Raw genomic sequence first — 25,136 nt, 5'->3', positions numbered from 1 at the left:
ACCAGGAGCAGATCGGGCCGTTTAGCCTCCGAAAGGCAGCCGGGGATCCACGTCCTGGCCCTCCCAGGTCTGCCGGATCCAGCCGTGGTGGGGGTCATCGCTGATGAGCCAGTCCCGGACCTGGCCGGGACCCGCCATGACGTTGAGGTAGTACAGGTCATAGCCGGGGGCGGCCATGGCAGGCCCGTGCCAGCCATAGGGGACCAGGACGACGTCGCCGGTACGGACCTCCGCCGTCACATTGATGGGGCGCTCATCTGAGGCATAGACCCGCTGGTAGCCGATAGCGTCGGCATTGCCGTACGCATAATCAGATCCGTGATCAGATCCGCGACCGGAGCCGCCAGCCGCCACCTGCGTCTCGAAATAGTAGATCTCCTCGAGGCGCGTTTCGCCTTCTTTCTCCTCATCGTGCTTGTGGGGAGGGTAGGAGGACCAGTTGCCTGCGGGCGTAATGACCTCGCAGACGATGAAACGGTCCGCCTCCAACGCCGCCGGGGTGCCAAAATTATGGACCTGGCGCGAGCAGTTACCGGCACCGCGGAGTTCAACCGGTATTTCGGCAGCGGTAATAAGCCTCGTCGGGTACTCGACCTTGGCGGGGGCAGTCGCAATTGCCACCCTCCCGCCGTCGGCCGTTGTGATGGTGACGGCGTTGCCGGTGCCTGAATACAGCACGTCGCTGGGTCCGCTGAACACGTCCGCCCGGCCGGTCAGCTCGTACTTACTGCCATTTACGGAAGCAGTGAAAGCACCGCTGAGCGGGATGACGATCCGCTCCTCTGCCGCTGCGGAAAGCTCGACGACGGCGCCGGCGGCCAGGGTGGCCACCTTCAGCCCCGTATGTTCCCATCCTTCAACAGCGAGGGATGAGTCCGAGGTTCCGAGCGAGACGTCCCACTCACCTTCAGCAGCGGTTCCCAGTGGGTACACCCATTCGGCCATAAGTAAACTCTCCGGTTCGTGTCAGTCCTCGCTCAGCGCTGGACGAGGGTCATTTCAAAACTGTAGGAATCTGCCCGGTAAACGTGATGACCCGTCTCAACATTGCGGCCGGTGTCATCCACCGCGGTGCGCTCCATGCTCACAAGTGCTGAGCCCACCTGTGTTTCGAGCAGGGGAGCCTGGTAATCGTTGGCCACGAGCGCCCCGATGCGTTGTGTTGCCAGCCGGAAATTAACGCCGGCGTTGCGGAGTATGGCGTACAGGCCCTGTTCCCGCAGGAGGGCCTCAGTGATGGTGGTGATATCGTCACGAACCCAGTTCTCCATCAGTGCAAGCGGCTTACCACCTACCTTCCGGAGCCTCGTGAAGTGGTAGACCTTCGCGCCCGCCGGTAAGTGCAGCGCTTCCCTGGTGGGAGCATCCGCCTCGTCATGGGCGAACATCAGGACATCTGTTGTTGGCTTGCTGCCATTGTTGGTGAGGTCGTCGTAGAGGCTGGAGAGTTCAAGGGGGCGGCGGACCTGGCTGGACACCACCTGCGTTCCCACTCCACGCTTACGGACCAGCAGGCCTGAGCGGACCAGTTCATCCATGGCCTTGCGCATGGTGGGCCGGGAAAGGTTCAGTTGGGCGGCAAGGTCGATTTCGTTTTCCAGCCGGCTTCCGGGCTCCAGCAGCCCGGAATGAATTGCTGACTCAATACCTTGGACCACCTGGTGGTAAAGCGGCACCGGGGATGAGCGGTCGATACTGAGGTTTAGCTGCTTCGCCATATGAGCGCTCCCTTTTGCTGCGGCCTACCTGCCTTCAGGAGGCCGCTCCTGTCAGGTTGCATGTTCGCTTGATAGGACATACTGCCTTTTCTGAATAATAGCAGGGAGCGCATCTTGCCACGGTAATAACTGCAAGGGAAAGCGCTTTACTTCGTAAAAACATCCTAATGTCAGGACAAACTATTGACTTTGTTGCTGCCACTTACCAAGATCATCTACAGACGGCGAGCGGGCTGAGGCAACGGAGCTGACGACGAAGCCGATTTAAGGAGATCAAACGTGAAGAGATTTTCGTGGCGGAAGGCTGTCCTGGCGGCGGCCGTTGTTCCATTACTGGCCGTAAGCGCCTGCTCGAGCACGGGAGGCAAGCCCTCCGATTCAGGGAACGCCGGGGCAGCCGGCCAAGTGGCTTCCACGGACAGGATCAAGATTGCCTTGATCACCCACGCCGCGCCTGGAGATACGTTCTGGGACATCGTCCGGAAGGGTGCCGAGGAAGCAGCGGCAAAGGACAATGTGGAGCTCCTCTATACCTCGGATCCTGAGGGTGGCCGGCAGGCGCAGCTGATTGAGCAGGCCGTGGACCAGAAGGTTGACGGTATTGCGGTGACACTGGCCAAGCCCGATGCCCTGAAGGACGCCTTGAAGAAGGCCGCGGATGCAGGCATTCCCATTGTCAGCCTCAACGCCGGTGAATCAGTCTCCGCACAGTTGGGTGCCTTCACCCACTTCGGCTCGAACGAGAGACTGGCCGGCGAAGCCGTTGGAACCAAGCTGAGCTCTCTCGGCCTGAAGCACCCGGTTTGTGTGATCCAGGAGCAGGGCCACGTAGGACTTGAGGCCCGTTGTGCCGGCGTGAAAGCCAAGGTGCCCGGTACTGAAATCCTGTACGTGACCGGAACCGACATGGCCCAGGTTTCCTCCACCGTTACTGCCAAGCTCCAGGCCACAGCTGATGCCGACGTCGTTATTGGGCTGGGAGCTCCCTACACCCTGACCATCCTGAAGGCCATTTCCTCGGCGGGCAGCAAGGCCAAGGTGGCCTCGTTCGACCTGAACGCGGAACTTGCCAAGAAGATCGCCGACGGCGAGATCGAGTTCACTGTGGACCAGCAGCCGTGGCTCCAAGGGTACGGGGCCATCGATTCCCTCTGGCAGAACAAGCGCGGCGGATTCGAAATCGGTGGCGGGCAGCCGGTGCTGACCGGACCGGCCATCATCGATAAGGCTGCAGCAACAGACGCCCTTAAGTTCGCCGAAGCAGGCATCCGCTAGATCAAGCTTTCCAGCCTGGCCCGGGAGCTCCCGGGCCAGGCACTAAGGAGAACCATCATGACTCAGACTTTGATCCGACCGCCTGCCGTCGATGAACGCGTGGCTGTCCGCAATCCTCTCCAGAATCTGCTGGGGCGACCCGAAGTGGGCGCGCTGGTTGGCGCCGTCGTACTGTTTGTCTTTTTTGCCCTCGTTTCCCAGACGTTCCTGCAGCCGAACGCCATCGCCACCGTCCTCTACGGCAGTTCCACCATCGGCATCATGGCCGTGGGCGTATCCCTGCTGATGATCGGCGGGGAGTTTGATCTCTCCACAGGTGTGGCGGTCATCAGCTCGGCTCTCACTGCCTCGATGTTCAGCTGGTACTTCTCCACGAACGTTTGGGTAGGCGTCATCCTGGCCCTGGTCGTATCCGTGGGTATCGGTTATGTAAACGGTTGGATCCTGATGAGGACCAAGCTCCCCAGCTTCATTGTCACCCTGGCCACGTTCCTGATGCTGACCGGACTGAATCTGGGCCTGACCCGCCTCATTGGAGGCTCAGTCTCGTCGCCGTCGATCTCCAACATGGACGGGTTCAAGTCCGCCCAGGCCATCTTCGCCTCCTCCGTCACGATCGGCAGCGTAGACGTCAAGATCACTGTGTTCATCTGGATTGCCCTTGTGGCCGTTGCCTCGTGGGTATTGCTGCGCACGAAGGTGGGCAACTGGATCTTCGCTGTGGGCGGCGACGCCAACGCAGCGCGCGCCGTGGGTGTACCCGTCAAGGGCACCAAGATCGGCCTCTTCATGGCCGTTGGCTTCTGTGGCTGGATCCTTGGCATGCACAACCTGTTCGCCTTCGACTCAGTGCAGTCCGGCGAGGGTGTGGGCAACGAGTTCCTCTACATCATTGCTGCGGTTATCGGCGGCTGCCTCCTGACCGGTGGTTACGGTTCAGCGGTGGGCGGCGCTATCGGTGCCTTCATCTTCGGGATGGCCAACAAGGGCATTGTGTACGCGCAGTGGAACCCGGACTGGTTCAAGTTCTTCCTCGGGCTCATGCTGCTGCTCGCCACCATCGTCAACCTGATCGTCAAACGCCGCGCGGAACTTAAGTAGAGGGGTTTACACCATGAACGCCAAACAGATCGACCAGCAGCAACTGCTCAAGGACGAGAAGGACCCGCTGACCCATACCCCGGTGCACTTGCTGTCCCTGGAGAACGTCGGGAAGCACTACGGCAACATCGTGGCCCTCCGCGATGTCACCATGGCAGTGGACAACGGCCGCGTCACCTGCGTGCTCGGGGACAACGGCGCTGGCAAGTCCACGCTGATCAAGATCATCGCCGGCCTTCACCAGCATGACGAAGGCGTGCTCCACATCATGGGCGAGGAACGGAAATTCGATTCTCCGCGCGATGCCCTGGATGCCGGCATCGCCACCGTCTACCAGGACCTCGCCGTGGTTCCGCTGATGCCCATCTGGCGCAACTTCTTCCTCGGCTCCGAGCTGACCAGCGGCTTCGGCCCGTTCAAGAGCCTGGACGTCCAGAAAATGAAGGACATCACCAAGAAGGAACTCGCCGAGATGGGCATCGACCTCCGCGACGTGGAGCAGCCCATCGGCCAGCTCTCCGGCGGTGAACGCCAGTGTGTCGCGATCGCCAGGGCGGTGTATTTCGGCGCGAAGGTCCTGATCCTGGACGAACCCACCGCCGCGCTCGGCGTCAAGCAGTCCGGCGTGGTGCTGCGCTACATCCTGCAGGCAAGGGACCGGGGCCTGGGCGTCATCTTCATCACCCACAACCCGCACCACGCATTCCCCGTCGGCGACCGGTTCCTGCTGCTCAAACGCGGCAAGTCAATCGGCTACTACGACAAAAAGGACATCACGCTCGATGAACTGACGGCGCAAATGGCAGGCGGCGCCGAACTCGCCGAGCTTGCCCACGAACTGGAACAGCTCGGCGGCCACAGCGATGTGGTCAAGGAAGTCCAGGCCGAAGTCGCGGGAACGACGCGCTAGTCCAGCCCCTCACACACCGGTCTCACAGACCGAACCCGCACCAGAACCCCGGACAGACCCGCAGGAGCAGGATGAACAGCATTACTTTAGGACTCGTTGGGGTGGGACGCATTGGCGTGATGCATGCCAACAACATCGCTTCCCTGAACGAGGGATCCGACGGTCCTATGGCCGGAGTTGAGGTGCGGTTGAAGGTCACGGATGTCGCTGCCGAGCATGCCCGATCCGTGGCGGCCGGACTGGGTGCCGGCTTCGTACCCACCGTCCAGGAGCTCCTTGATTCCCGCATTGACGGCCTGGTCATAGCCACCGGTACTGCCACGCACCCCGGCCTCATCCGGGCCGGGGTGGAGGCTGGAATACCTGTGTTCTGCGAGAAGCCCGTGGCCATGAACGTTTCGGACTCGCTGCCCGTGCTGGAGCACATCAGGCAAAATCGCGGAGTCGTCCAGATCGGACACCAGCGCCGCTTCGACGCCGGATACGTCGAAGCGAAACGTGCCTTCACGGCAGGGGAACTGGGCTGGATCCACTCCTTGCGGGCAGTCACGTGCGACATGAGCCCGCCACCCGTGGAGTTCCTGGCCACTTCCGGCGGGCTTTTTAGGGACTGCTCAGTCCACGACTTCGATATTCTCCGCTGGCTGACGGGCAGGGAAATCGTCGAGGTGTATGCCAAGGGTTCGAACAATGGTGACCCCGCCATCGGCGCGGTGGGGGACGTGGACACGGCTCTCGCTTTGGTGACGTTCGACGACGGCACTGTAGGAACGGTGTCTGCCTCGCGCTACAACGGGGCCGGCCATGATGTGCGCTTGGAGATTCAAGGCTCCGCCCGATCAGTCATGGTGGGCCTGGATGACCAGGCAGCGCTGGCATCTGCGGAGCCGGGGATCACCTTCCCATCAGGAACACCGCACAAAACCTTCGCCGAGAGATTTCATCAGGCCTACCGCTGCGAGTTGGTGGCCTTTATGGAGGTCATCCTGGGCAAGCGGGAGAACCCCTGCACTCCTGAAGACGCCGTTGCTGCTTCACGCGTAGCCGATGCTGCCCAGGCCTCCCTTGAATCGGGGATCCCGGTTACTGTGGCGCAGGAAGTGGACCGCTAGAGGGTCTGGGCGCCGGGACCTCCCGGCAGGCTAGACGATATGAGGCAGGAGGGGCTGGCTGCCGAAGGGTGGGTCCTTCTGAATGCCATTGTCGCCGGGCGGATCCGGATCGCCAGGTTCGGGGGGCGTTTGTTGGGGTGTAGTGGCGTTCCGGATCCTGGTCCCGGCGCTGATGGCCTTTGTCAGAAGGACCGGGAAGTGTGGCCCGAAGGGGCTGGAACCTCCTTTTCAAAGCAAGGCGTGGGTTGCCTGCCACACTTGGCGGACAGGTAGAGCCACATTTGAAATTTGGAGGTTCCAGCTATGTTCGAGCGTACAAGCGTTGGCTTGGATGTCCATGCCCGTACCGTTGTCGCATGCGCGTTGGACGGGCAGACCGGTGAAGTCGTTCCGCACCGGATGACTCCGGGCCATGGCGAGATTCTTGCTTGGATCGTATCCCTGCCTACCCCGGTGAGGGTTGTCTATGAGGCCGGCCCGACGGGTTTTGGGCTGGCCCGGTTCCTGCTCGCGGCGGGGATCGATACGGTGGTCGCGGCTCCGTCCAAGCTTCAGCGCCCGTCCGGGGACCGGGTGAAAACTGACGCTAAGGACGCACTGCATCTGGCGCGGTTGCTGAAACTTGGTGAGATTACCGCGGTGCGGATCCCGTCAGCTGACCAGGAAGCGGCGCGGGACCTGGTGCGCGCCCGGGAAGATGTCCGCGGGGACCTGATGCGTTCCCGGCACCGGATCTCCAAGCTCCTGCTGCGCCAGGGCATTGTGTATTCGGGCGGGCAGGCCTGGACCGGAACCCATGAGCTCTGGTTGGCCCGGCAGCATTTCGAAGCCCCGGCCCGTCAACTGACCTATGAGTCTTCTCTTGAGGCGATGCACGAGATCTCGGATCGCCGCGACCGCCTCGATGAGGCCATCGCAGCGATGGCCTACGGGAGTGAATACACGCCGATTGTCCGGGCGCTGCAGTGCCTGCGGGGAATCTCGACCCTGACTGCCTTCGGATTGGCCGTGGAGATCGGTGACTGGGACCGCTTTACCGGCGCCACGATCGGGGCTTACCTCGGGCTGGTCCCGACAGAGCATTCCTCGGGAGCGTCCAGGTCTCTGGGGTCCATCACTAAAACCGGCAACACCCACGCCCGGCGGCTCCTCGTTGAAGCCGCTTGGCACCACCGCAGACCATACAACAATCCGTCACGGCTGATGCGGTCACGGTGGGAAGAAGCCAGCTCTGAAGCACGGACCCGCGGCCATGCCGGTAATCGGCGTCTGCATAACCGCTGGATCAACTATCTCGAACGCCGTAAGCGTCCGGTCATCGCCAACGTCGCCGTCGCGCGTGAGCTTGCCGGCTGGTGTTGGTCCCTTGCCGCCGGCGCACATCAGGCGGACGCTGGCCCCCGCTCGTCAGCTTCCAGCCCCTGATTCAGGGGCAAGGAGAAACCCCGGGAAGTTAAGTCGTGAGTGGTTCCTTGCAGCGCGTGGAGTAAACCCGCGATACACCTATGGGCAACCAGAAACGGACCACGCCCGTCATTGCTAGACCAGCGGTAACCTCCAGCCGAACACCTCGTCCTGCGGTAACCAACCCGCGCATATCAGTCTGACCGCGCCGTCGCCAACGACACGCTGACCACCCATCGGCTGCCCATCCCGGCCACAAAGGGAAGCGGTCCCAGGCAACCCCGCCCGCGGACCGCTTCCTCATGCTCTTGACAAACGAGACCTACATATCAGGTGTATTGACCGGAGAGGTTAGTGACGCGGCTGGCCGGTGTCTGACCTTTGAGGGCAGTGTGGGCTCGGTGGTGATTGTAGGCATGGAGCCAGTCCGGGAATCCGGCAACACGCTCAGTTTCTGATCGGTTGGGGCGGGCGTAGGCCCATTCCTCGAGCATGGTGCGGTTGAACCGTTCGACTTTACCGTTGGTTTGGGGCCGGTAGGGGCGCGTGCGTTTGTGCTTGACATCCGGGCCCAAGGCCTCGGCGAAGAGGCGGGACCGGTAGCAGTTTCCGTTATCGGTCAGAACCCGTTGGACCGTGATGCCACGGGACTGGAACCACGCGTTGGCTCGCTGCCAGAACGCTGCTGCGGTTTCCTTTGTCTCGTCGGTGAGGATTTCGGTGTAGGCCAGGCGAGAATGGTCATCGACGGCGTTGTGGAGGTAGTGGTAGCCGGGCCTTCGGTTGGACGGGGTCCTGGTCCTGTTCTGTATTCCGGTGGCCCTGCCGAGGGCCCTGTGCCCGCCGCCGTCGGGGATCCTGCCGAGTTTCTTGATGTCAACGTGGACCAGGTCTCCGGGTTGGGCGTGTTCGTAGCGGCGGATCACTCGTCCTGTGCCTCGGTCCAGCCAGGTCAGCTTCGCCAGCCGGTAGCGGGAGAGGACGCGGTGCACGGTGGAGGGGTGGATGCCCAGCAGATACCCGATTCTTGCCGGACCCCACCGGCGGTTCACGCGCACGGCAATGATCCGCCGCTCCGTACGCCTTGCGGTCCGTTGCGGCGAGGAGTGCGGCCGGCTGGAACGGTCGGTCATCGCGGCCGGACCGTGCTCGCGGTAACGCTGTGCCCAGCGCGCAACCGTGGGTACCGAGACCTGAAACCGCTCAGCTGCGCGGCGCAGGCTCCAGCCCTGCTCAACAACACATTGCGCGAGGTGCAGCCTGCCACGTGGGGTCAGGAAAGCGTTAGGGTGGGACATGAAGACCTCCGTGCGTGGAATTGGACTCTAGACAAGCCCCACTCCACCGGGAGGTCTTCTTCATGTCACCAAACCACGCCGAGCGTCACTAATGTCCGTGGTCAATACAGCTAGGCTGGCTCCATGGACGCCCACGGCAGCTTGAATCCGAGCCCCCGGACGTTGGACGTGGACAGCCTGGAACGCTTCGACAGGCTGGTGGTTACCGGTGCCCGTTCCATGCACGGGTGGCATGCCCAATCGCTTGATCTTCGCGGCAGGGCGGAGCCGCTGCTGAGTCTCGACGCCGAGGGAAGCATCTTCCTCGGCTGCACTTTCGACGACGGCGTGGAGGCGTCGCTGCGTAGCCGCGGAGCCCTGATTTTTCCGCGCCTGGACGGCGTTCCCTTCAACCCTTACCGCAGCCGTCTCTACACTGCCCGCGAACTCTATGAGGGTATCGCTGACGCACGGTACGAGGCCTCACCGGACGCCAAGGTGTATCAGTGGAGCATCCAACCAGGGCGCCGCCGGATCGACGCGACGCTCGCTGCAGCCCTTCATGACCACTCAATCGGGGAGGCGCTCGAAGCATTCCGGCGCAACGGGACGAGCACAGGCCAGGTGACCGTCGGGGTGATGGGAGGGCACGCTGCCCAGCGTGGAACACTTGAGTTCGCGGCGGCGGGAACCCTTGGACGCCTGCTCGCCCGCAGCGGTCACGTCGTAGCCACCGGGGGCGGTCCGGGTGCCATGGAGGCAGCAAACATGGGGGCCTATCTCAGTGAAATTCCGGAAGCAACCTTCCGCAAGGAGCTTGCCAGCATGGCGGCCGTTCCCGGATACCGGCCCTCGGTCTCTGCCTGGGCGCGGGAGGCGGCCGCCGTCGTCGAACGCCATCCGGACGGGACGCCGTCTTTGGGGATTCCGACCTGGTTCTACGGCCACGAGCCGCCCAACTACTTCGCCAGCCACATTGCCAAGTACTTCGCGAACGCGATCCGGGAGGCCATCCTCCTCGAGTTGTGCGACGGCGGCATCGTGTTCCTGCCCGGGTCCGCCGGTACAGTCCAGGAGATCTTCCAGGACGCGTGTGAGAACTACTATGGGGTGCCCGAGACCATCAAACCCATGATCTTGGTGGGGCGGGCGCATTGGCAGGAACGGTATCCCGCCTGGCAGTTGCTGGCCGGCCTGGCTGAGGGCCGCGAGATGGCTGCCAAAGTGCATCTGGTTGACACGGTGGAGGAAGCACTTCAGGTCCTGGAGGGTTACTGACACCGGAACAGGGCCTCAATCAGTGCTCATAGCATTCTGGTGCAGGGTGCCTCCGCCAGCCTGGCCAGTCCGGTCAGATCGCCCGGCCCGAAGTCCCTCAGTGGCGTTCCATGCTCGAACATCAGCTGGGAAGGGTCGGGAACGTGTCCGAGGCCCAGGACATGGGCGAGTTCGTGGAGGATGATGGCAATAGCCCGTGCACTTCCGCCCGTGGTCCTGATGATTTTCCGAACTTGTGGCGCATCAAGCGATACCTGCCCGCTGACGTAGCCCACGTGTCCGGACGAATGCTTCACTCGGGTGCTGCCGCCGACCCCCACCGTGTCCCCGCTGAGTTGGGGAACTGTTTCAGGATCAGTCCACGAAATGAGGACGGGTGCCCACATGTTCCCATAGCGGTCGGGCTGGAAGCTTGAACGGTCCAGCGCAGGCCGCTCATCTACATGCCCGTCAAAAACAAAACGGAAGCCCGAGGCCTCGCTGATCCGCCGTACCGCAGCCTCAATCAGAGGGCCTGAGCCCGGTGGTGCCGCTTCGGCATTCACGACGTAGTGGATGGGCCGGCACGGGGAGTAGCTGACCGGCGTGCCTTCGTTGGAATGGAGGAAAACGTAGGAGCTGCTGAGCTCTGTCAAAGGTGCAGGGGCGCCCAATGGCTCAGGACCTTCGTCCAGGCCTGGTGTTGGTGCACTGCGCTGGCCCATCATCGGGGCCCAGCCGGAAGAACCGGAACCGAGGCCGAGCAATGTCAGGGGTCTGAAACCGCCATAAAGAAACACGCCGACGGAAATGAACATAACGGTTGCGGCAAAGAAGGCGATCAGCCGGGTTCCCCAGTGCGTCACCGGTTGATGCAAGTGTTGAGCGGAAGGGCCAGATGGCCCGGATGGCATGTGAATTTTGATGACCCCTGCCCTCTGGGCGGCTGACGGAGGTGGCCGGAACTGATGGTTGGAGTCAGCCTAGGCCCAGCAGGGATCCGCGTCTACAGGTCCTTGCGGCACTGGGTCTGTCCCAGTTCCTTCAGGCCGCTCAGGTCTCCCGCCGCCAGTCCGTCAGGAGTGCCGATTTCCGGATACATCAGCTGGAGAGGGTCATCCACGTGCTCCAGTCCCATTACGTGGCCGAGTTCATGGAGAATAACGGCAGTCGCGTACTGGGCGCCGTCCGCGCGTTCCAACTCAAGGTCAATCTGGGGAGCATCCAGTTCCAGGCTGCCCGTGACAAATGATTTGGGGCCGCCGTTGAAGCTGTAATGGGTGCTTCCACCGGTCCCGATCACTTGGCCTTTGAGCTTGGGAGCGGCTTCCGGCGTGGTCCAGGAAATCAGCAAGGGGGCCCAGCGGTCTCCATAGGTGGCAGGCTGATAGGGATCACGTTCACCCGAGGGTTCTTCGGCCGTTTCGCCGTCATGGATAAAGGTGATTCCTGTTGCCGAGCTTATGGTGCGGATGGCGTCATGAACGAGATGGGCGGCGCCCTCAGGAGCAAGGGTTTCATTCACAACGTAATGCAGCGGCCGGCAAGGCGAATAGCCCACCGGACTGCCGTCGTCGTTCACCACCAGGAACTTGTAGGACTGGCTGGTAACCGACTGCAATTCCGGGACACCCAGGGGAGCGTCACTTTCCTCGAGCCCTGGAGGAGGGGCGTCGGCCGGCCTGGCCACCCCCGCAGCTTCGGTCTGTTGTACGGGTGCTGTAGCAATAGGTTCAGACTGAGAGTGCCTCCCGGAATCCATTCCCAACAGTCCGGTCACCCGGGGATCGTCGTAAACCAGCCCGGCCACCAGAAACGCCGTCGCGGCGATCAGCAGAGTGACCAGAACGTTCCGGAGCCAATGCCCGGCCTTCCGGAGGGGACTCCGGTGCTTAGGCGGTGGGTGAGGTGTCATGTGCTGCCGGAGATTGTCCCCGTTGGAAGGTCCGTCCACTACGTCACCACCTACGTCACAGCCGCGCCGAAGGCCATGCCCAGGAGGTAAGTGACGGCGGCTGCACCAAGGCCGATGGCCAACTGGCGCAGTCCGCGGGACGCAGGAGACGTTCCCGAGAGGAGGCCTACGATGCCGCCTGTCACCAACAGAGCCAGGCCCACCAGCACGCAGGCCACCACAAGGGCCGCCACACCCGTCAGGCCAAACACGAACGGCAGGATGGGCACCACGGCCCCGGAGGCGAAGAAGCAGAAGCTCGAAGCGGCTGCACTCCACGCCGTGCCCACGGCTTCATGCTGATCGGGAGCCTCGCCGCTCTCAGGATGGAGCGACAGGCTCGGATCACAATCGCAAGGCAGCATGCCCATGCGTTCCTTGACTCTGTGTTCCGCAGCCTCGCGGGACATTCCCCGGGCCAGGTACACCAGCAGGAGCTCGTTGTGCTCGATGTCGAGCGAGGGGGCAGCGGCCAGGGTGATCTGGGTGGGGCGGGTGGCTGCGAGGAGTTCCCGCTGGGACCGCACTGAAATAAACTCGCCAGCCCCCATGGAGAGTGCCCCTGCGAGCAATCCGGCAACGCCGCTGAGCAGCACCACCTGGCTGCCCACGCCCGAGGCAGCCATGCCCATTACCAGGGAAAGGTTGCTGACCAGCCCGTCGTTTGCCCCAAAGACTGCTGCCCTGAAGGTGCCGGCCAGTCGGTTTCGTCCCCGCGTGGCGAGGCCTCGCACTACTTCTTCGTGGATCTGTTCATCAGCTGCCATGGCAGGAGTGGCCGAGGGATCCTCGGCATAAGGAGAACGGCCTTCAGCACGCTGGGCGAGGGCAAGGACAAAAACTGAACCAAAATGCCTGGCCAGGAATCCGAGGATCTGGCTCCGGAATGATGCCGGCCGGGGTTTGCCTGCGTGGCCGCCGAGCAGTCTGAGCCAATGTGCTTCGTGGCGGCCTTCAGCTTCCGCGAGAGCCAGCAGGATGGAGCGTTCTTCACCGCTGCGGTTTTGGGCGAGGTCACGGTAAACGGCGGCTTCGGCCCGCTCATCGGCGAGGTACTGCCGCCACCGTTTGAGATCGGCGGGGCTGGGGGTTCCGGCCGCTGAGGGCAGTGGATCGGTGGGGTGATCAGATTTAGCGTGCTGAGACACGAAGACTCCTGGGCTTGACGAGGCATGGTTCGGCCTCATTGCCTCTCCAGCGTACCCCGCATTTGCGCGGATTTTCGGCCGGTAATCCTTAGGGTGAAGTTTAGGAATGCCTCAAAATTACGGCACGGACCCGGCTGTGCGAGTGGGCGTTCTCCCGCTATTGACCCCCTGTGCCGTCGGTGTTGTGATGTTTTTACAGTCCTATCGATCGATGTCTTACTACACGGAGGTTGCACTATGGATTCCACTGAACCAGTTCCCAACAACCAGCCCGTCAGGCCGACTGTCGAATCCGATCCCGCCTATGACTTCGCCGAGGACGTACCTGTGGAGGAATGGGATGTGGAGGACGATGCCCTAGACGAAGAGGAAAGAGTGGTGCCGCTGGACACGGACGACGACTTCCGTGAGCCGGACTTCGAGGAAGACTGACAGTTAACGCCGAGGTTTAAGCCACGACGGCGATACGTCCCGAAGGTGGGTCCCACCCTGGGAGGTACCGCCGTCGCGCATTGTGCCTTTTTTTGAAGGGCACTTTGTTCTGAAGGTCAGTTATTTTGAGGAACAGCGGGTTAGAGGACCGTTTTCCTGACAGCCGGCTGCAGTGCGTCAGCCGGAACGGGCTCTTCCACCTCTGTGCGGCCAGCTACCCGGGCAAACCAGGTCCTCATCACGCGGGGGTCTGTGGGCTTGGTCAGCAGCGATACTGCGACGTACAACACGGCGGAAGCGATCAGACCGAAGTAGATGGGCTCATTAGCGTAGATCCCGTCCAATGGTGCGGCAGCGTTGATTTCCAGGACAATCATGGTTCCCAGTGTCACAACGGAACCGACCGCCATGGAGGTCGCCGCAGCAACTCCTGTTCCGCGTTTCCAGACCAACCCACCGAGGATGGCCACCAGCAGGCCGCCTACAAGAATGTCATAGGCGATGGTCAGGGCGGCTACGACGTCCTGGGTGATGATCGCGATCAGGATGGCCACCACGCCGAGCGCCAGTACCCACATGCGGTTCGCTTTCACGTCGTGCTCGGGATTCTCGCTGTCCTCGGTGTTGATCTCCTTGCCAAACCAACTGGCAACGAAGGGGAGTACATCGGCACGGGCTACTGTAGCGGCTGCAATGAGGGCCCCCGAAGCCGTGGACATCATCGCCGCAACAGCCGCTGCCAGGACCAGTCCGCCAATCCCGATCGGCAACAGGGTGGTTGCCACCTCGGCATAAACCACATCCTTGCCCAGGTTCGCGACGTCGATTTCCGGCAGTGCGACACGGGCACCGAGGCCGATCAGCGCGCCGGCTGCGCCGTAGAGGATGCAGTAAATGCCTGCAGTGGCGCCGCCCCAACGGGCAACCTGGGGTGTCTTGGCGGTGAAGACGCGCTGCCAGATGTCCTGACCGATCAGCAGCCCAAGGGTATAGACCACGAAGTACGTGATGATGGTTTGAATGCCGATGCCGTCGATCTGGAAGAAGCTGTCTTCCACACGGCTGCGGATGCCGTCCAGGCCACCCGCTGCGTTGAGCGTAAAGGGGAGCATCAGGAGGAAGATGCCCACAGTCTTGATCACGAACTGGACCTGGTCAGCCAAAGTAATTGACCACATCCCCCCAATCGTGGAGTACACCAGCACAATTGCCCCGCCGATCGCGATGGCGAGAGCCCTGTCCCAGCCGAAGAGAACCACGAAGATGGTGGCGTACGCACCGGTGGATGTGGCACAGAGCATCAGGGTGTACGCGAGCATCACTATTCCTGATGTTTGCGTAGCCCGGCTTCCATAACGCAAGGTCAGCATCTGGGACACGGTGTAGATCTTCAGCTTTTGAATAGTTCCGGCGAAGAGAAGGCTAAGAAGCAGCACTCCGGCTCCGATGGCCACCACCAGCCACATGCCGGAGATTCCGAACTTGTAGCCGAGGCCAACGCCGCCCACAGTCGAAGCGCCGCCGAGGACCACCGCTGCCATAGTGCCGGTGTAGAGGAACGGGCCCAAACGGCGGCCAGCTACGAGGAAGTCGCTGTTGTTCTTGGTGCGGGACTTTCCCCACCAGCCGAAAGCCAGCATGGCGACCAGATAGGCCACCACGATGGCGATATTGATGAAATTTGCATCCATGAGAAGGGCTCCTTGGAGCTGCTTGGAGGTTCCTCTTCGACGGCAAATTGCCGACGTAGAGGGAACCGCTGCTTGGAGGGGAGGCACGGAGGAGTGCACGCAGTTCGCCTGGAGACGGGTTTGTCTCTGCAGCTGACCGCCTTGGTTGTGAGGACGGATTGCCGGGATTTTCGCCTACTCGCCTGACTAGGCAGTTGGCCCGGATCAACTGAGTTTGCTGATAGACAACACTTGTTGCCTAAGAGAGTAAACTGTGACGTGGGTAACGGTCAAGACGCGCGGTAACGGGTGACGAATTGCCGCGTCACACTCGTTCCTGGCCGTTAGGATGACTCCTGAGATGGGCCGAGCGGCCAGCCGTGAAAGGTTCAGAAATGAAGGCTCTACCAGTTGAACCCAGCAATATTCCGGTTGCCATCGGTTCAAGGATCCGGGCAGCGCGTCAATCCCAGCGGCTCACCATCGAACAGGTCGCAGACGCCACCGGGCTAACCAAAGGCTTCCTGAGCAGGGTCGAACGCGACCTGACCTCGCCGTCGGTTGCCTCCCTGGTGACTCTCTGCCAGGTGCTTTCCATCTCCATCGGCGATCTGTTTGCAGCCCCGGAAACCCACCTGACGAAGAAGGATCACGGCCCGCGTATTTCCCTTGGTGGCCAGGGCATTGTGGAGCGGCTGCTTACGGCTCGCTCGGAGCGGCGGATTCAGCTCATCCAGGCCGTGATCGAGCCGCGAGGGCGGGGCGAATCCGAGCTCTACGCCGTTGATTGCGACGTTGACGTGCTCCACGTCATTAAGGGAACCATCAAGCTGATCCTCACCAACGAGGAGTATGAGCTCAGCTCGGGCGATACCGTGACCTTCCCGGGCCGCGAGCCGCACACCTGGGTCAACCCGACCAATGAGCCTGTGGAAGTGCTCTGGATCCTGGTTCCTGCCGCCAGCCGCTAGTCCCGCTGCCTTCCCGCCCCGGCCCTCGCTGCGTTCCCGCCCAGTTACTGGTACTGGATTGGCGTGTCGCCCGGGAAACGCCGGCGAATCCGACCGGGTGGAGGGAGTAACTGGGCGGGAAGGGTCGGGACCGACATTCAGCGGATGATCCTGCCTCTTAGCACTGCGCGAATTTCCGCCAGGACCCTCTGGGGTTCGTTCCAAACGTGTTCGGGCATGTAGCGGAGCACTGGATAGCCGCTCAGGGCCGAGGCGTTGTTTCTGCCAACGTCCCTACGCATTGCCTCACGTGAAGAGTGGTAGGCAAACCCGTCAACTTCCACGATGAGGAATCCTTCGATCAGGAAATCCACCCGGCCAATGCCCTCGAGAGGTACCTGAAGTTCCACATGCCACCCCTGGCCTGAAAACAGCTGAAGTGCCTCGACTTCAACCAATGACTCGCACCTCGGATCCACGAGCCGAAGTGCCGATAGGGCGGTTCCGGACCGGTCTGCAGTCAACTCGGACTCCAGGAGCGCGAGGGGTACACCGTGAAGCCTCATTCCGGAAGCGGCCAGGGCTGTAGACATCGGAACGGGAAGACAGGTCAGCGCGTGCAGGATGACGTCTTCGACGGCGGCAAGCGGGGTGGGGCCCGACGTCGGAAAGCGCTCGGTCCGGTGACGGACAAAGCCCTCGCCGTGGCCATGATTACAACTGAGGTGCAGCTTGTCCGGGGCGCGCCGCAACCAGAGGCTGTAGTGCTTTGCAGCACTGGCGCAGCTGACCCGTGCGTTGTTCTTGACGGCCGCCAGGAAATCCGGGTCGCAACCGGGGAGCGCCAGGACTCCACGCTTGGGCCGCATCGCTCCTGCCGATTCCAGGGAGGCAAGGTCGCCGCGGCTGAAACCCGCCTTCGTCAGTTGGTGGACTCGGGCCACGCCGCCCATCTCCCTGAGGTAAAGGACGGGATCCATGCCTCAAGGAGACCGGGGGAGGTGTCGATTCGAAAGTGCCAGAGCCGGCTATGTGCATAACCCCGCGGGGTCTCGGTCAGACTGAGTGGGCAAGGTCCCACCACGCCGGTGCAAACACCTTCCCGCCCAGTTACCGGTGGCCCGAACGCGTGTCGGGGGCAAACCGCCGTCGAATTCCCCTACAGGGATTCGGTAACTGGGCGGGATCGCCGGGAGCGGAACAAAACCCAGTCGGGGAAGTAAACAGTTGATGCACATAAGACAACTTCGAGTGTATGATGGCAGTCACAACCAGTGATCCATCCTCGAAGGAGAGGCATTCCTTTGGAAGAGCTCCGTATTGAAGCAAATGGCAACATCGGACCGATCGATTCGGCCCGTATTCCGCGCTATGCAGGGGCAGCCACCTACGCGCGTCTGCCGCGGCTGGACCAGGTTGCTGCGGCCGATGTCACGGTTGTCGGCGTGCCGTTCGACTCGGGAGTTTCCTACCGGCCCGGCGCACGATTTGGCGCCAACCATGTGCGGGAGGCCAGCCGTCTGCTTCGCCCGTACAACCCGGCTTGGGATGTGAGCCCCTTCGAGAACATTCAGGTGGCGGACGCCGGGGACATGGCTGTGAACCCCTTCAACATCAACGAGGCCATCGAGACCATTCAGCAGAACGCCCTCGATCTCACAGCCCGGGGGAGTAAGCTCGTCACCCTCGGCGGGGACCACACCATCGCACTTCCGCTGCTGAGGGCGGCCGCGGAACGTGCCGGCGCGCCCCTCGCCATGCTCCACTTTGACGCCCACCTGGACACCTGGGACACGTACTTTGGCGCCGAATACACGCACGGGACGCCCTTCCGCAGAGCAGTGGAGGAGGGCATCCTTGACACCGAAGCCATAAGCCACATTGGTACCCGTGGTCCGCTGTACGGCAAGAAAGACCTCGACGACGACCACCGCTTTGGGTTCGGCATCGTCACTTCTGCGGACGTCTACTACCAAGGCGTTCTGGAGACAGTGGCCAAAGTCCGGGACCGGATCGGCAACCGCCCCTTATATATCTCGGTGGACATCGACGTCCTGGATCCTGCCTTTGCACCAGGCACGGGCACCCCGGAAGCGGGCGGCATCTCAAGCCGGGAACTGCTGGAAATTCTTCGCGGGTTCCGTGGAATGAACCTCGTAGGAGCCGACATCGTCGAAGTCGCTCCGGCCTACGACCATGCCGAGATCACAGGAGTCGCCGCCAGTCACGTGGCCTACGAAATGGTGACGCTGATGGCAGATAATGCCGTCGAAGGGGACCGCTTCGGAGCCGCCAACGGATACGCTCAGCAGGCCCTCGGCCAGGAATCGCACCGGCCTGCCGGCTTCGCGCCGTCCTCCACCGAGGAGTATGCGCAGTGACCGGTACGGAGGCGCCAGTCCGCAACGGCGGGGATCTCGTCGTCGAAACCCTCGAGGCGCTCGGTGCCAAAACCGTTTTCGGCATTCCAGGCCAGCACGCCCTGGGGCTCTTTGATGCCATGGGCCGGGGAAACCTGCATTTCGTCTCCTCGCGGGTTGAGAACAATTCTGCATTTGCAGCTGACGGCTATTCGCGGGCAACCGGAGAAGTAGGCGTTCTCTTCCTGTCCACCGGCCCCGGGGCCCTCATGTCACTGGCGGGGCTGCAGGAAGCCTATGCGACCGGGGTTCCCATGGTGGTGGTTGCAAGCCAGATTCCTCTCGAAGGACTTGGGGCACGCCGGAAAGGCATGCTCCATCAGCTTGACGACCAGAAGGCGTCGGCTGCCAACGTCACCAAGAGCCAACGGCTCATCCAGCACGCCTCGGGGATCCCGTCGGCCATTCAGGACGCCTGGACAGAGGCCATTTCCTCCCCGCAAGGGCCGGTCTGGCTGGAGATTCCGCAGAATGTCCTGCTCGATCCCATCATGGTGCCCCCGGTTGAGGACGCGCTCGCCGAGGCCGCTGATAATCCGCCGCGCGTGGAGCTGATCCGTGAGGCAGTGAATTGGCTGGCGACGGCGAAACGTCCCGCCATCATTGCCGGCGGCGGCACGCGGCGTGGCAGGGCGGAGAAAACCCTTCTGGCCCTGGCCGAAAAGCTTCGGGCTCCCGTGATCTGCACTCCAGGCGGAAATGGAGCTTTCCCCTGGAACCACGAGCTCTCCCTGCAGTCCTGGATCGAGGACAGGTTCGTCACAGACGTCCTCGAAGACGCCGACGTGCTGATTGTTATCGGCTCGTCACTGGGCGAGGTCACGTCGAACTACTTCACGTTTGAACCGCGCGGCCGCATTATCCAGATCGACGCCGAACCCCGGGTCCTCGAATCCAATCGCCCCGGCCTGGGGATCCGCGCCGACGCAGGGCAGGCCCTCAGCGCGCTGGACGAAGCCCTGCAACGTGCCGGCGTCTCCGTCGCACCTGACTGGCACGGTTCAACCCCCGAGGACCTGGTCCGGGAGGCGCTGGCCAAAGTCGGGGCGCGGCTGGAATCCCAGGACCTGGCCAAGGAGCTCACCTTTATGGCTGATATCCGCGAGGCCGTCCCGGCGGATATGCAGACCTTCTGGGACATGACCATCTCCGCTTATTGGGGTTGGAGCTGTTGGGACGCCAAGGATGGGCAGTTCCACTCTGCCCAGGGCGCCGGTGGCCTCGGCTTTGGATTCCCGGCCGCCATAGGTGGTTCCGTCGGTCTGGCCACAACGGGTCGATCAGGATCCGCTGCGCGGGTGCTTGCAGTCTCGGGCGATGGTTCAGCCATGTATTCCATCTCTGAGCTGGCCACCGCCAAACAGCATAATGTGCCGGTTACGTGGTTGATCGTCGACGACGGCGGTTACGGCATCTTGCGTGAGTACATGATCGATGCATTCGGAAAGGCAACCGCCACGGAGCTTGCCCGACCTGACTTCGTGAAGCTTGCCGAAGCTTTCGGCGTTCCTGCCACCCGTGTTGAACCGCAGGGAGTGGGGGACGCCCTTAAGACAGCCTTTGCTGCAGAGGGACCCAACGTCGTCGTGGTTGAGACCCTGCTCAAGATGTTCGCCCCCACTCACCTGGACCAGTAAGCTCCAGCGGAACCAGCAGGAACTGCCTAGTGGCGACTGGGGAAGCCACAACCACGCATGCGCGATGAAATACTCCATTCGGATGATCTTTTCCGGAGAATGTTTCGCACAGGCAACAGATTTCGTAGAGTGAGAACGCTAATACTGTCAGCGCTGGCTGCTATTACTTCTCTTATCCAATCTGTGCTCTTCTTCTTTTAAGGACCCGTGGGCATGCTCCTCACCCTCATACGGCGCTTTTCCAAGCCGTATTTGCCGTACATCGTTGCCGTCATCGCCTTGCAGTTGGCATCAACCATCGCCGCCCTCTACCTTCCCAGCCTCAACGCCCAAATCATTGACGAAGGCGTGGCGCGCGGCGATACAGACTACATCTGGCGCACCGGAGCTTTGATGCTGGGCGTCGCGTTGGTACAGGTGGCTACTGCGATAGCGGGGGTGTACTACGGCTCCAAGGCGGCCATGGCAATCGGCCGCGACCTTCGCCGTGGGGTTTTCCGGAAAGTCAGCAGTTTCTCGGCAAAGGACGTCAACGTTTTCGGTGCGCCTACGCTGATCACGCGTGGCACCAATGATGTCCAACAGGTGCAGATGCTGGTCTTGATGGGTCTGAACTTTATGGTGGCCACGCCCATCATGTGCATCGGCGGCATCATCATGGCACTCCGCGAAGACCTCAACTTGTCCTGGCTTGTCTGGGTTTCAGTACCGGTCTTGATTCTGGTTGTGGGCTACCTCGTGGTTCGGCTGATGCCGCTCTTCCGCTCGATGCAGACGAAGATAGACCGCATCAATGGAGTCCTCCGCGAGCAGATCATCGGCATCCGAGTGGTCCGCGCCTTCGTCCGGGAACCGCATGAGGCAGAGCGCTTTGGTGAAGCCAACAAGGAACTCACCGACGTTTCCTTGAAGATCGGTGCCCTCTTTGTCCTTATGTTCCCGGCCATCGGCATGATCCTGCATATTTCCACCGCCGCTGTCCTCTGGTTCGGCGGCCAGCGGGTGGAGGCAGGCGAAATGCAGGTAGGCGCACTGACAGCCTTCCTTCAATATCTCCTTCAGATCCTGATTGCCGTGATGATGGGCACCTTCATGGCCATGATGATTCCGCGCGCTTCAGTCTGCGCTGACCGCATCGGCGAGGTGCTCGACGTCGAGCCGTCCATCCATGAGCCCCTTAGCCCGGTGGCGCCAACCCACAAATCCGGCCGCGTCGAATTCCGCGACGTTTCCTTCGCCTACCCGGGGGCCGAGGAGCCTGTCCTCAGCAACATCAGCTTCACGGCTGAGCCAGGGAGAACCCTGGCCATCATCGGTTCAACCGGTGCGGGTAAGACCAGTCTGTTGTCCTTGCTCCCCAGGCTTTACGACGTCGCGTCCGGTGAAGTACTGCTCGACGGCGTACCTGTCACCAACCTGCACCGCTCCGAAATCACCGACAGGGTGGCCATGGTGCCACAACGTCCCTACCTGTTCTCCGGCACCATCGAACACAACCTGCGTTTCGGCAAGACCGAGGCCACCGATGAGGAACTATGGGACGCCCTGACGGTAGCGCAGGCGGCGGATTTCGTGAGGGACAAGAAGAATGGTCTTGCCGCCAGGATCGCCCAAGGCGGCACCAACGTCTCCGGCGGCCAGCGGCAAAGGTTGTGCATTGCCAGGGCACTGGTGACGGAACCCAAGGTCTTCCTTTTTGACGATTCGTTCTCGGCGCTTGACGTCGCAACGGACGCACGTCTGCGCCGGGCCCTGAAAGCGAAAACGGCCGATGCCACCGTCATCATCGTTGGCCAGCGCGTGTCCACCATCGCCGACGCCGACGAGATTCTGGTGCTGGACAGGGGCCGCATCGTGGACCGTGGCACCCACGATGAACTGCTCGAGAACTCCGCCACCTACCAGGAAATTGTTGAGTCCCAGCTGAGCGCGGAGGAAGTGGCATGAGCACCAACGAGAAGATGTCCACCCGCCCCGGCGAGGAAGATCTCGTCCAGTCAGCGGACGCACCAGTAACGGATGCGTTGGAAGACGACGATGACTTCGTCGAGGAAGAGTTTGTACCAGGCGAGGCCGACGGCGGCATGTTCGGATCCGTTCCGGCTAAGAAGCCTGAACACTTCTGGCCCTCCGCCAAGAGGCTGATGGGCCTGTTGAAGCCCGAGGCCGCGGGTATTTACCTGGTCTTGGCCATGGTGACTGTAGCTGTGGTCCTGAATGTGGTCGCTCCGAAGATCCTCGGCCAGGCAATGGACGTGATCTTCAGCGGTGTGGTGGGAAAACAACTTCCTGCCGGCGTCAGTAAGGACCAGTTCGTCGAAGGATTGCGGAGCCAGGGCCAGGATAACTTCGCCGACATGGTCAGCAGGATGGAACTCGTACCCGGAGTGGGCATCGATTTCCAGAAACTCGCCTTTCTGATCAGCGTCGTCCTGATGATGTACTTTGTGGCCAACGTGTTCCTCTGGCTGCAGGGGTATGTCCTGAACGTCCTGGTCATGCGCGTCGTCCGGAAGCTCCGAGACGATACCGAGAAGAAACTGAACAAGCTTCCGCTGAACTATTTCGATACCCGGCAGCGCGGCGACCTCCTTTCAAGGGTGACCAACGACGTCGACAACATCCAGCAGGCACTCCAGCAGGCGTTTGCCCAGCTGATCAGCTCACTCCTGACCGTTATCGGCATCGTGATCATGATGTTCATTGTGTCGTGGCAGCTCGCCCTGATTGCCCTGCTGGCCTTGCCGCTGTCAGGCGTCGCCGCGGGAATCATCGGCAGCCGCAGTCAGAAGCTCTTCGCTGCCCAGTGGAAGAACACCGGCCAGCTCAATGGTCAGATCGAGGAGTCTTTCTCCGGTCACGACCTCGTGCGGGTCTTCGGGCGTGACGCCGACATGCTGGACCGCTTCGATGAGCGGAACGAGGCTCTTTACAAGGCAAGCTTCGGAGCCCAGTTCGTCTCCGGAATCATCTTTCCCGTGATGCAGTTCGTCTCCTACCTGAGCTATGTCGGCATCGCCGTTGTCGGCGGCCTGCGGGTGGCTTCCGGCGGGATGAGTCTGGGCGACGCCACGGCATTCATCCAATACTCGCGTGAGTTCACGCAGCCCCTGGGGCAGATGGCGGGTATGGCCAACATGCTGCAGTCCGGCGTCGCCTCCGTCGAGCGGGTCTTTGAACTGCTCGACGCCGACGAACAGGACGCCGAGACAGCCACGGAGCACCTGCCGGCCAAGACTGACGGCCACGTTGAGTTCCGCAACGTCACCTTCAGCTACACACCGGACAAGCCCCTCATCGAGGACCTTTCCTTCAACGCCGAGCCGGGCCACACAGTGGCGATCGTGGGACCCACCGGTGCGGGCAAGACAACCCTCGTGAACCTTGTGATGCGCTTCTACGAACTGAACAGCGGCAGTATTTCCCTGGACGGCGTGGACATCACGCATTTGAGCCGGTCCGAACTGAGGTGCAAGGTGGGCATGGTTCTCCAGGACGCCTGGCTGTTCGGGGGAAGCATCTACGACAACATCAAGTACGGGAACCTGGACGCCACAGATGACCAGGTGATGGAAGCAGCCAAGGCAACCTTCGTAGACCGGTTCGTCAGGGCATTGCCCGAGGGATATGACACCGTCATTGACGAGGAGGGCAACAACGTCAGCGCCGGTGAGAAGCAGCTCATCACCATCGCAAGAGCCTTTGTCGCCAATCCGTCGCTGCTCATCCTGGACGAGGCAACCAGCTCGGTGGATACCCGTACCGAGGTCTTGGTGCAAAAGGCGATGGCAGCCCTCAGGACTGACCGTACGAGCTTTGTTATCGCGCATCGCCTGTCCACCATCCGCGACGCCGACACCATCCTCGTGATGGAAGCCGGCAGGATTGTGGAGCAAGGCAACCACCAGGCGCTGCTGGAGCTCAAGGGCGCTTACTACCGCCTGTACATGTCTCAGTTCGCCGGTGAGGATGCCGAAGAATCGGCCTTCACCGCCGAGTCAGCAGGGGTGCGCAGCTGACCGCCCCGGAAGCCCGTCGCCTCGAGGTACTCGTACCCATGCGATGGGGGGACATGGATGCCTACGGCCACATCAACAACGTGCAAGTGGTGCGCATGCTGGAGGAGGCACGGATTGCCGCCTTCGGCCCGCCCCGTGGAGCAGGCCTGCCCGGAATCGAACCCCAGGTTGCCCTCTTCAACGACGTTGAGGAGGGAACCCTGGCCTTGGTGGTGGAGCATCGGATCCGCTACATGCGTACCCTCGAATACCGGAATGTGCCCGCGGTGGTGCAAATCTGGATCGGTGCAGTCAAAGGCGCCAGTTTCGATATCCACTACCTTGTGCAAGATCCCGTCACTCGCGAGGATTGTGTCAAGGCCACCACCCACCTGGCCTTTGTGGATGAGGCGAGTGGACGGGTGTTGAGGCTGACCCCCGATCAAAAGCAGAGGCTTGCTCCCTTCGTCCATTAGCTTCAACGTAGGAATCAGAACCGGAAGAGGAGCCGAGCATGGCAAGCAAGAGACGGGCTGACAAGAAATCCTTCAACCGGATGAAGTGGAAGGACATGCCGCCCCAGGCGCGCTTTGGGACGGTGGTGGTGGGAGCCATCCAGCTCACCCTGCTCCTTGCCGCGCAGCGTGACATCTCCCGGCGTCCAGCTGAACAGATCAGGGGCAGCAAGACGATGTGGAGGCTTGCCACGTTAATCAATTTCATCGGTCCGGGAAGCTATTTTGCCTTCGGCCGGAAGAAGTTACCAACAGTAAAGTAACCAGCCGGCAAGCAAGTGAAGCCGTGTCGGCTACGACTCGCCGCTGCGGCTTCTGAAATATAACTTTTATGGTGCTGACACCCAGCTTAAGGCTG

General features: G+C 61.8%; 22 protein-coding genes. 14 read left to right on the top strand and 8 right to left on the bottom strand.

What is annotated here, in order from left to right:
• Positions 1–21 precede the first annotated feature (21 nt).
• Positions 22–945, bottom strand: a complete 924-nt coding sequence (gene iolB / locus M1E05_RS17075) for a 5-deoxy-glucuronate isomerase (RefSeq protein ID WP_461163677.1) — start codon at positions 943–945, stop codon at positions 22–24.
• Positions 946–977: 32 nt separating this feature from the next.
• Positions 978–1,718 (bottom strand): GntR family transcriptional regulator, encoded by a 741-nt coding sequence (locus M1E05_RS17070; RefSeq protein WP_458113361.1) that lies wholly within the window; start codon positions 1,716–1,718, stop codon positions 978–980.
• A 279-nt stretch (positions 1,719–1,997) separates the two neighbouring features.
• Here M1E05_RS17070 and M1E05_RS17065 point away from each other — a divergent pair, with 279 nt between their 5' ends.
• From M1E05_RS17065 to M1E05_RS17045, 5 genes are all read left to right on the top strand, one after another.
• On the top strand, positions 1,998–2,993 hold the full coding sequence (locus M1E05_RS17065; RefSeq protein WP_461163676.1) for a substrate-binding domain-containing protein: 996 nt from the start codon (positions 1,998–2,000) through the stop codon (positions 2,991–2,993).
• A 57-nt stretch (positions 2,994–3,050) separates the two neighbouring features.
• Positions 3,051–4,094, top strand: a complete 1,044-nt coding sequence (locus M1E05_RS17060) for an ABC transporter permease (RefSeq protein ID WP_309106640.1) — start codon at positions 3,051–3,053, stop codon at positions 4,092–4,094.
• Positions 4,095–4,107: 13 nt separating this feature from the next.
• Positions 4,108–5,004: an ATP-binding cassette domain-containing protein gene (locus M1E05_RS17055; RefSeq protein WP_461163675.1), complete on the top strand. Its 897-nt coding sequence runs from the start codon at positions 4,108–4,110 to the stop codon at positions 5,002–5,004.
• A 71-nt stretch (positions 5,005–5,075) separates the two neighbouring features.
• Positions 5,076–6,116: a Gfo/Idh/MocA family oxidoreductase gene (locus M1E05_RS17050; protein WP_461163674.1), complete on the top strand. Its 1,041-nt coding sequence runs from the start codon at positions 5,076–5,078 to the stop codon at positions 6,114–6,116.
• 303 nt (positions 6,117–6,419) lie between these two features.
• Positions 6,420–7,541 carry an IS110 family RNA-guided transposase gene (locus M1E05_RS17045; protein ID WP_461163673.1) on the top strand — a complete coding sequence of 374 codons (1,122 nt, stop codon included), beginning with the start codon at positions 6,420–6,422 and terminating at the stop codon, positions 7,539–7,541.
• A 308-nt stretch (positions 7,542–7,849) separates the two neighbouring features.
• On the opposite strand, the gene M1E05_RS17040 is transcribed toward M1E05_RS17045, so the two are convergent.
• Positions 7,850–8,818, bottom strand: coding sequence for an IS481 family transposase (locus tag M1E05_RS17040; protein ID WP_461163672.1), 969 nt, complete (start codon positions 8,816–8,818; stop codon positions 7,850–7,852).
• Between the two features lie 123 nt (positions 8,819–8,941).
• Here M1E05_RS17040 and M1E05_RS17035 point away from each other — a divergent pair, with 123 nt between their 5' ends.
• Positions 8,942–10,075 (top strand): LOG family protein, encoded by a 1,134-nt coding sequence (locus M1E05_RS17035; RefSeq protein ID WP_461163671.1) that lies wholly within the window; start codon positions 8,942–8,944, stop codon positions 10,073–10,075.
• A gap of 26 nt (positions 10,076–10,101) precedes the next feature.
• On the opposite strand, the gene M1E05_RS17030 is transcribed toward M1E05_RS17035, so the two are convergent.
• From M1E05_RS17030 to M1E05_RS17020, 3 genes are all read right to left on the bottom strand, one after another.
• Positions 10,102–10,920 (bottom strand): peptidase M10A and M12B matrixin and adamalysin, encoded by an 819-nt coding sequence (locus tag M1E05_RS17030; RefSeq protein ID WP_461163670.1) that lies wholly within the window; start codon positions 10,918–10,920, stop codon positions 10,102–10,104.
• A gap of 140 nt (positions 10,921–11,060) precedes the next feature.
• A complete protein-coding gene (locus M1E05_RS17025) occupies positions 11,061–11,969 on the bottom strand; it encodes a matrixin family metalloprotease (protein ID WP_458114426.1) in 909 nt (302 codons plus the stop codon).
• 50 nt (positions 11,970–12,019) lie between these two features.
• Complete coding sequence (locus M1E05_RS17020) at positions 12,020–13,156, bottom strand: VIT1/CCC1 transporter family protein (protein ID WP_458113369.1); 1,137 nt, start codon at positions 13,154–13,156, stop codon at positions 12,020–12,022.
• Between the two features lie 237 nt (positions 13,157–13,393).
• Between M1E05_RS17020 and M1E05_RS17015 the strand changes: the two genes are divergently transcribed.
• Complete coding sequence (locus tag M1E05_RS17015; RefSeq protein WP_309106647.1) at positions 13,394–13,588, top strand: hypothetical protein; 195 nt, start codon at positions 13,394–13,396, stop codon at positions 13,586–13,588.
• A gap of 140 nt (positions 13,589–13,728) precedes the next feature.
• Here M1E05_RS17015 and M1E05_RS17010 read toward each other — a convergent pair whose 3' ends face one another.
• On the bottom strand, positions 13,729–15,279 hold the full coding sequence (locus tag M1E05_RS17010) for a sodium:solute symporter family protein (RefSeq protein ID WP_461163669.1): 1,551 nt from the start codon (positions 15,277–15,279) through the stop codon (positions 13,729–13,731).
• A gap of 374 nt (positions 15,280–15,653) precedes the next feature.
• Between M1E05_RS17010 and M1E05_RS17005 the strand changes: the two genes are divergently transcribed.
• Positions 15,654–16,229, top strand: coding sequence for a helix-turn-helix domain-containing protein (locus M1E05_RS17005; protein ID WP_461163668.1), 576 nt, complete (start codon positions 15,654–15,656; stop codon positions 16,227–16,229).
• A 137-nt stretch (positions 16,230–16,366) separates the two neighbouring features.
• On the opposite strand, the gene M1E05_RS17000 is transcribed toward M1E05_RS17005, so the two are convergent.
• On the bottom strand, positions 16,367–17,188 hold the full coding sequence (locus tag M1E05_RS17000) for an endonuclease domain-containing protein (RefSeq protein ID WP_461163667.1): 822 nt from the start codon (positions 17,186–17,188) through the stop codon (positions 16,367–16,369).
• A 324-nt stretch (positions 17,189–17,512) separates the two neighbouring features.
• On the opposite strand from M1E05_RS17000, the gene speB reads away from it, so the two are divergent.
• The 6 genes from speB (at position 17,513) to M1E05_RS16970 (ending at position 25,041) form a co-directional block, all read left to right on the top strand.
• Positions 17,513–18,589, top strand: coding sequence for an agmatinase (gene speB / locus M1E05_RS16995; RefSeq protein ID WP_458113373.1), 1,077 nt, complete (start codon positions 17,513–17,515; stop codon positions 18,587–18,589).
• The gene (locus M1E05_RS16990; RefSeq protein ID WP_461163666.1) at positions 18,586–20,265 is read left to right on the top strand and encodes a thiamine pyrophosphate-binding protein; all 1,680 of its coding nucleotides are present in this window, start codon (positions 18,586–18,588) and stop codon (positions 20,263–20,265) included. Before speB ends, M1E05_RS16990 begins: the two co-directional genes overlap by 4 nt.
• A gap of 213 nt (positions 20,266–20,478) precedes the next feature.
• On the top strand, positions 20,479–22,212 hold the full coding sequence (locus M1E05_RS16985) for an ABC transporter ATP-binding protein (protein ID WP_458113375.1): 1,734 nt from the start codon (positions 20,479–20,481) through the stop codon (positions 22,210–22,212).
• On the top strand, positions 22,209–24,284 hold the full coding sequence (locus M1E05_RS16980; protein ID WP_461163665.1) for an ABC transporter ATP-binding protein: 2,076 nt from the start codon (positions 22,209–22,211) through the stop codon (positions 24,282–24,284). The genes M1E05_RS16985 and M1E05_RS16980 overlap by 4 nt, the downstream gene beginning before the upstream one ends.
• Before the next feature lie 38 nt (positions 24,285–24,322).
• The gene (locus M1E05_RS16975) at positions 24,323–24,739 is read left to right on the top strand and encodes an acyl-CoA thioesterase (RefSeq protein WP_458113376.1); all 417 of its coding nucleotides are present in this window, start codon (positions 24,323–24,325) and stop codon (positions 24,737–24,739) included.
• A 38-nt stretch (positions 24,740–24,777) separates the two neighbouring features.
• Positions 24,778–25,041, top strand: coding sequence for a hypothetical protein (locus tag M1E05_RS16970; protein WP_458113377.1), 264 nt, complete (start codon positions 24,778–24,780; stop codon positions 25,039–25,041).
• The last annotated feature ends 95 nt before the right edge of the window (positions 25,042–25,136 follow it).

The sequence above is a fragment of the Arthrobacter sp. R4-81 genome, assembly GCF_054792365.1.
This window is presented reverse-complemented; position numbering and strand designations above follow the sequence as displayed.

Coding starts and splice junctions, on each gene's coding strand:
- iolB (WP_461163677.1), bottom strand. CDS start 945: ATGGCCGAATGGGTGTACCCACTGGGAACCGCTGCTGAAGGTGAGTGG.
- M1E05_RS17070 (WP_458113361.1), bottom strand. CDS start 1,718: ATGGCGAAGCAGCTAAACCTCAGTATCGACCGCTCATCCCCGGTGCCG.
- M1E05_RS17060 (WP_309106640.1), top strand. CDS start 3,051: ATGACTCAGACTTTGATCCGACCGCCTGCCGTCGATGAACGCGTGGCT.
- M1E05_RS17055 (WP_461163675.1), top strand. CDS start 4,108: ATGAACGCCAAACAGATCGACCAGCAGCAACTGCTCAAGGACGAGAAG.
- M1E05_RS17050 (WP_461163674.1), top strand. CDS start 5,076: ATGAACAGCATTACTTTAGGACTCGTTGGGGTGGGACGCATTGGCGTG.
- M1E05_RS17045 (WP_461163673.1), top strand. CDS start 6,420: ATGTTCGAGCGTACAAGCGTTGGCTTGGATGTCCATGCCCGTACCGTT.
- M1E05_RS17040 (WP_461163672.1), bottom strand. CDS start 8,818: ATGTCCCACCCTAACGCTTTCCTGACCCCACGTGGCAGGCTGCACCTC.
- M1E05_RS17035 (WP_461163671.1), top strand. CDS start 8,942: ATGGACGCCCACGGCAGCTTGAATCCGAGCCCCCGGACGTTGGACGTG.
- M1E05_RS17025 (WP_458114426.1), bottom strand. CDS start 11,969: ATGACACCTCACCCACCGCCTAAGCACCGGAGTCCCCTCCGGAAGGCC.
- M1E05_RS17015 (WP_309106647.1), top strand. CDS start 13,394: ATGGATTCCACTGAACCAGTTCCCAACAACCAGCCCGTCAGGCCGACT.
- M1E05_RS17010 (WP_461163669.1), bottom strand. CDS start 15,279: ATGGATGCAAATTTCATCAATATCGCCATCGTGGTGGCCTATCTGGTC.
- M1E05_RS17005 (WP_461163668.1), top strand. CDS start 15,654: ATGAAGGCTCTACCAGTTGAACCCAGCAATATTCCGGTTGCCATCGGT.
- M1E05_RS17000 (WP_461163667.1), bottom strand. CDS start 17,188: ATGGATCCCGTCCTTTACCTCAGGGAGATGGGCGGCGTGGCCCGAGTC.
- M1E05_RS16985 (WP_458113375.1), top strand. CDS start 20,479: ATGCTCCTCACCCTCATACGGCGCTTTTCCAAGCCGTATTTGCCGTAC.
- M1E05_RS16980 (WP_461163665.1), top strand. CDS start 22,209: ATGAGCACCAACGAGAAGATGTCCACCCGCCCCGGCGAGGAAGATCTC.
- M1E05_RS16975 (WP_458113376.1), top strand. CDS start 24,323: ATGCGATGGGGGGACATGGATGCCTACGGCCACATCAACAACGTGCAA.
- M1E05_RS16970 (WP_458113377.1), top strand. CDS start 24,778: ATGGCAAGCAAGAGACGGGCTGACAAGAAATCCTTCAACCGGATGAAG.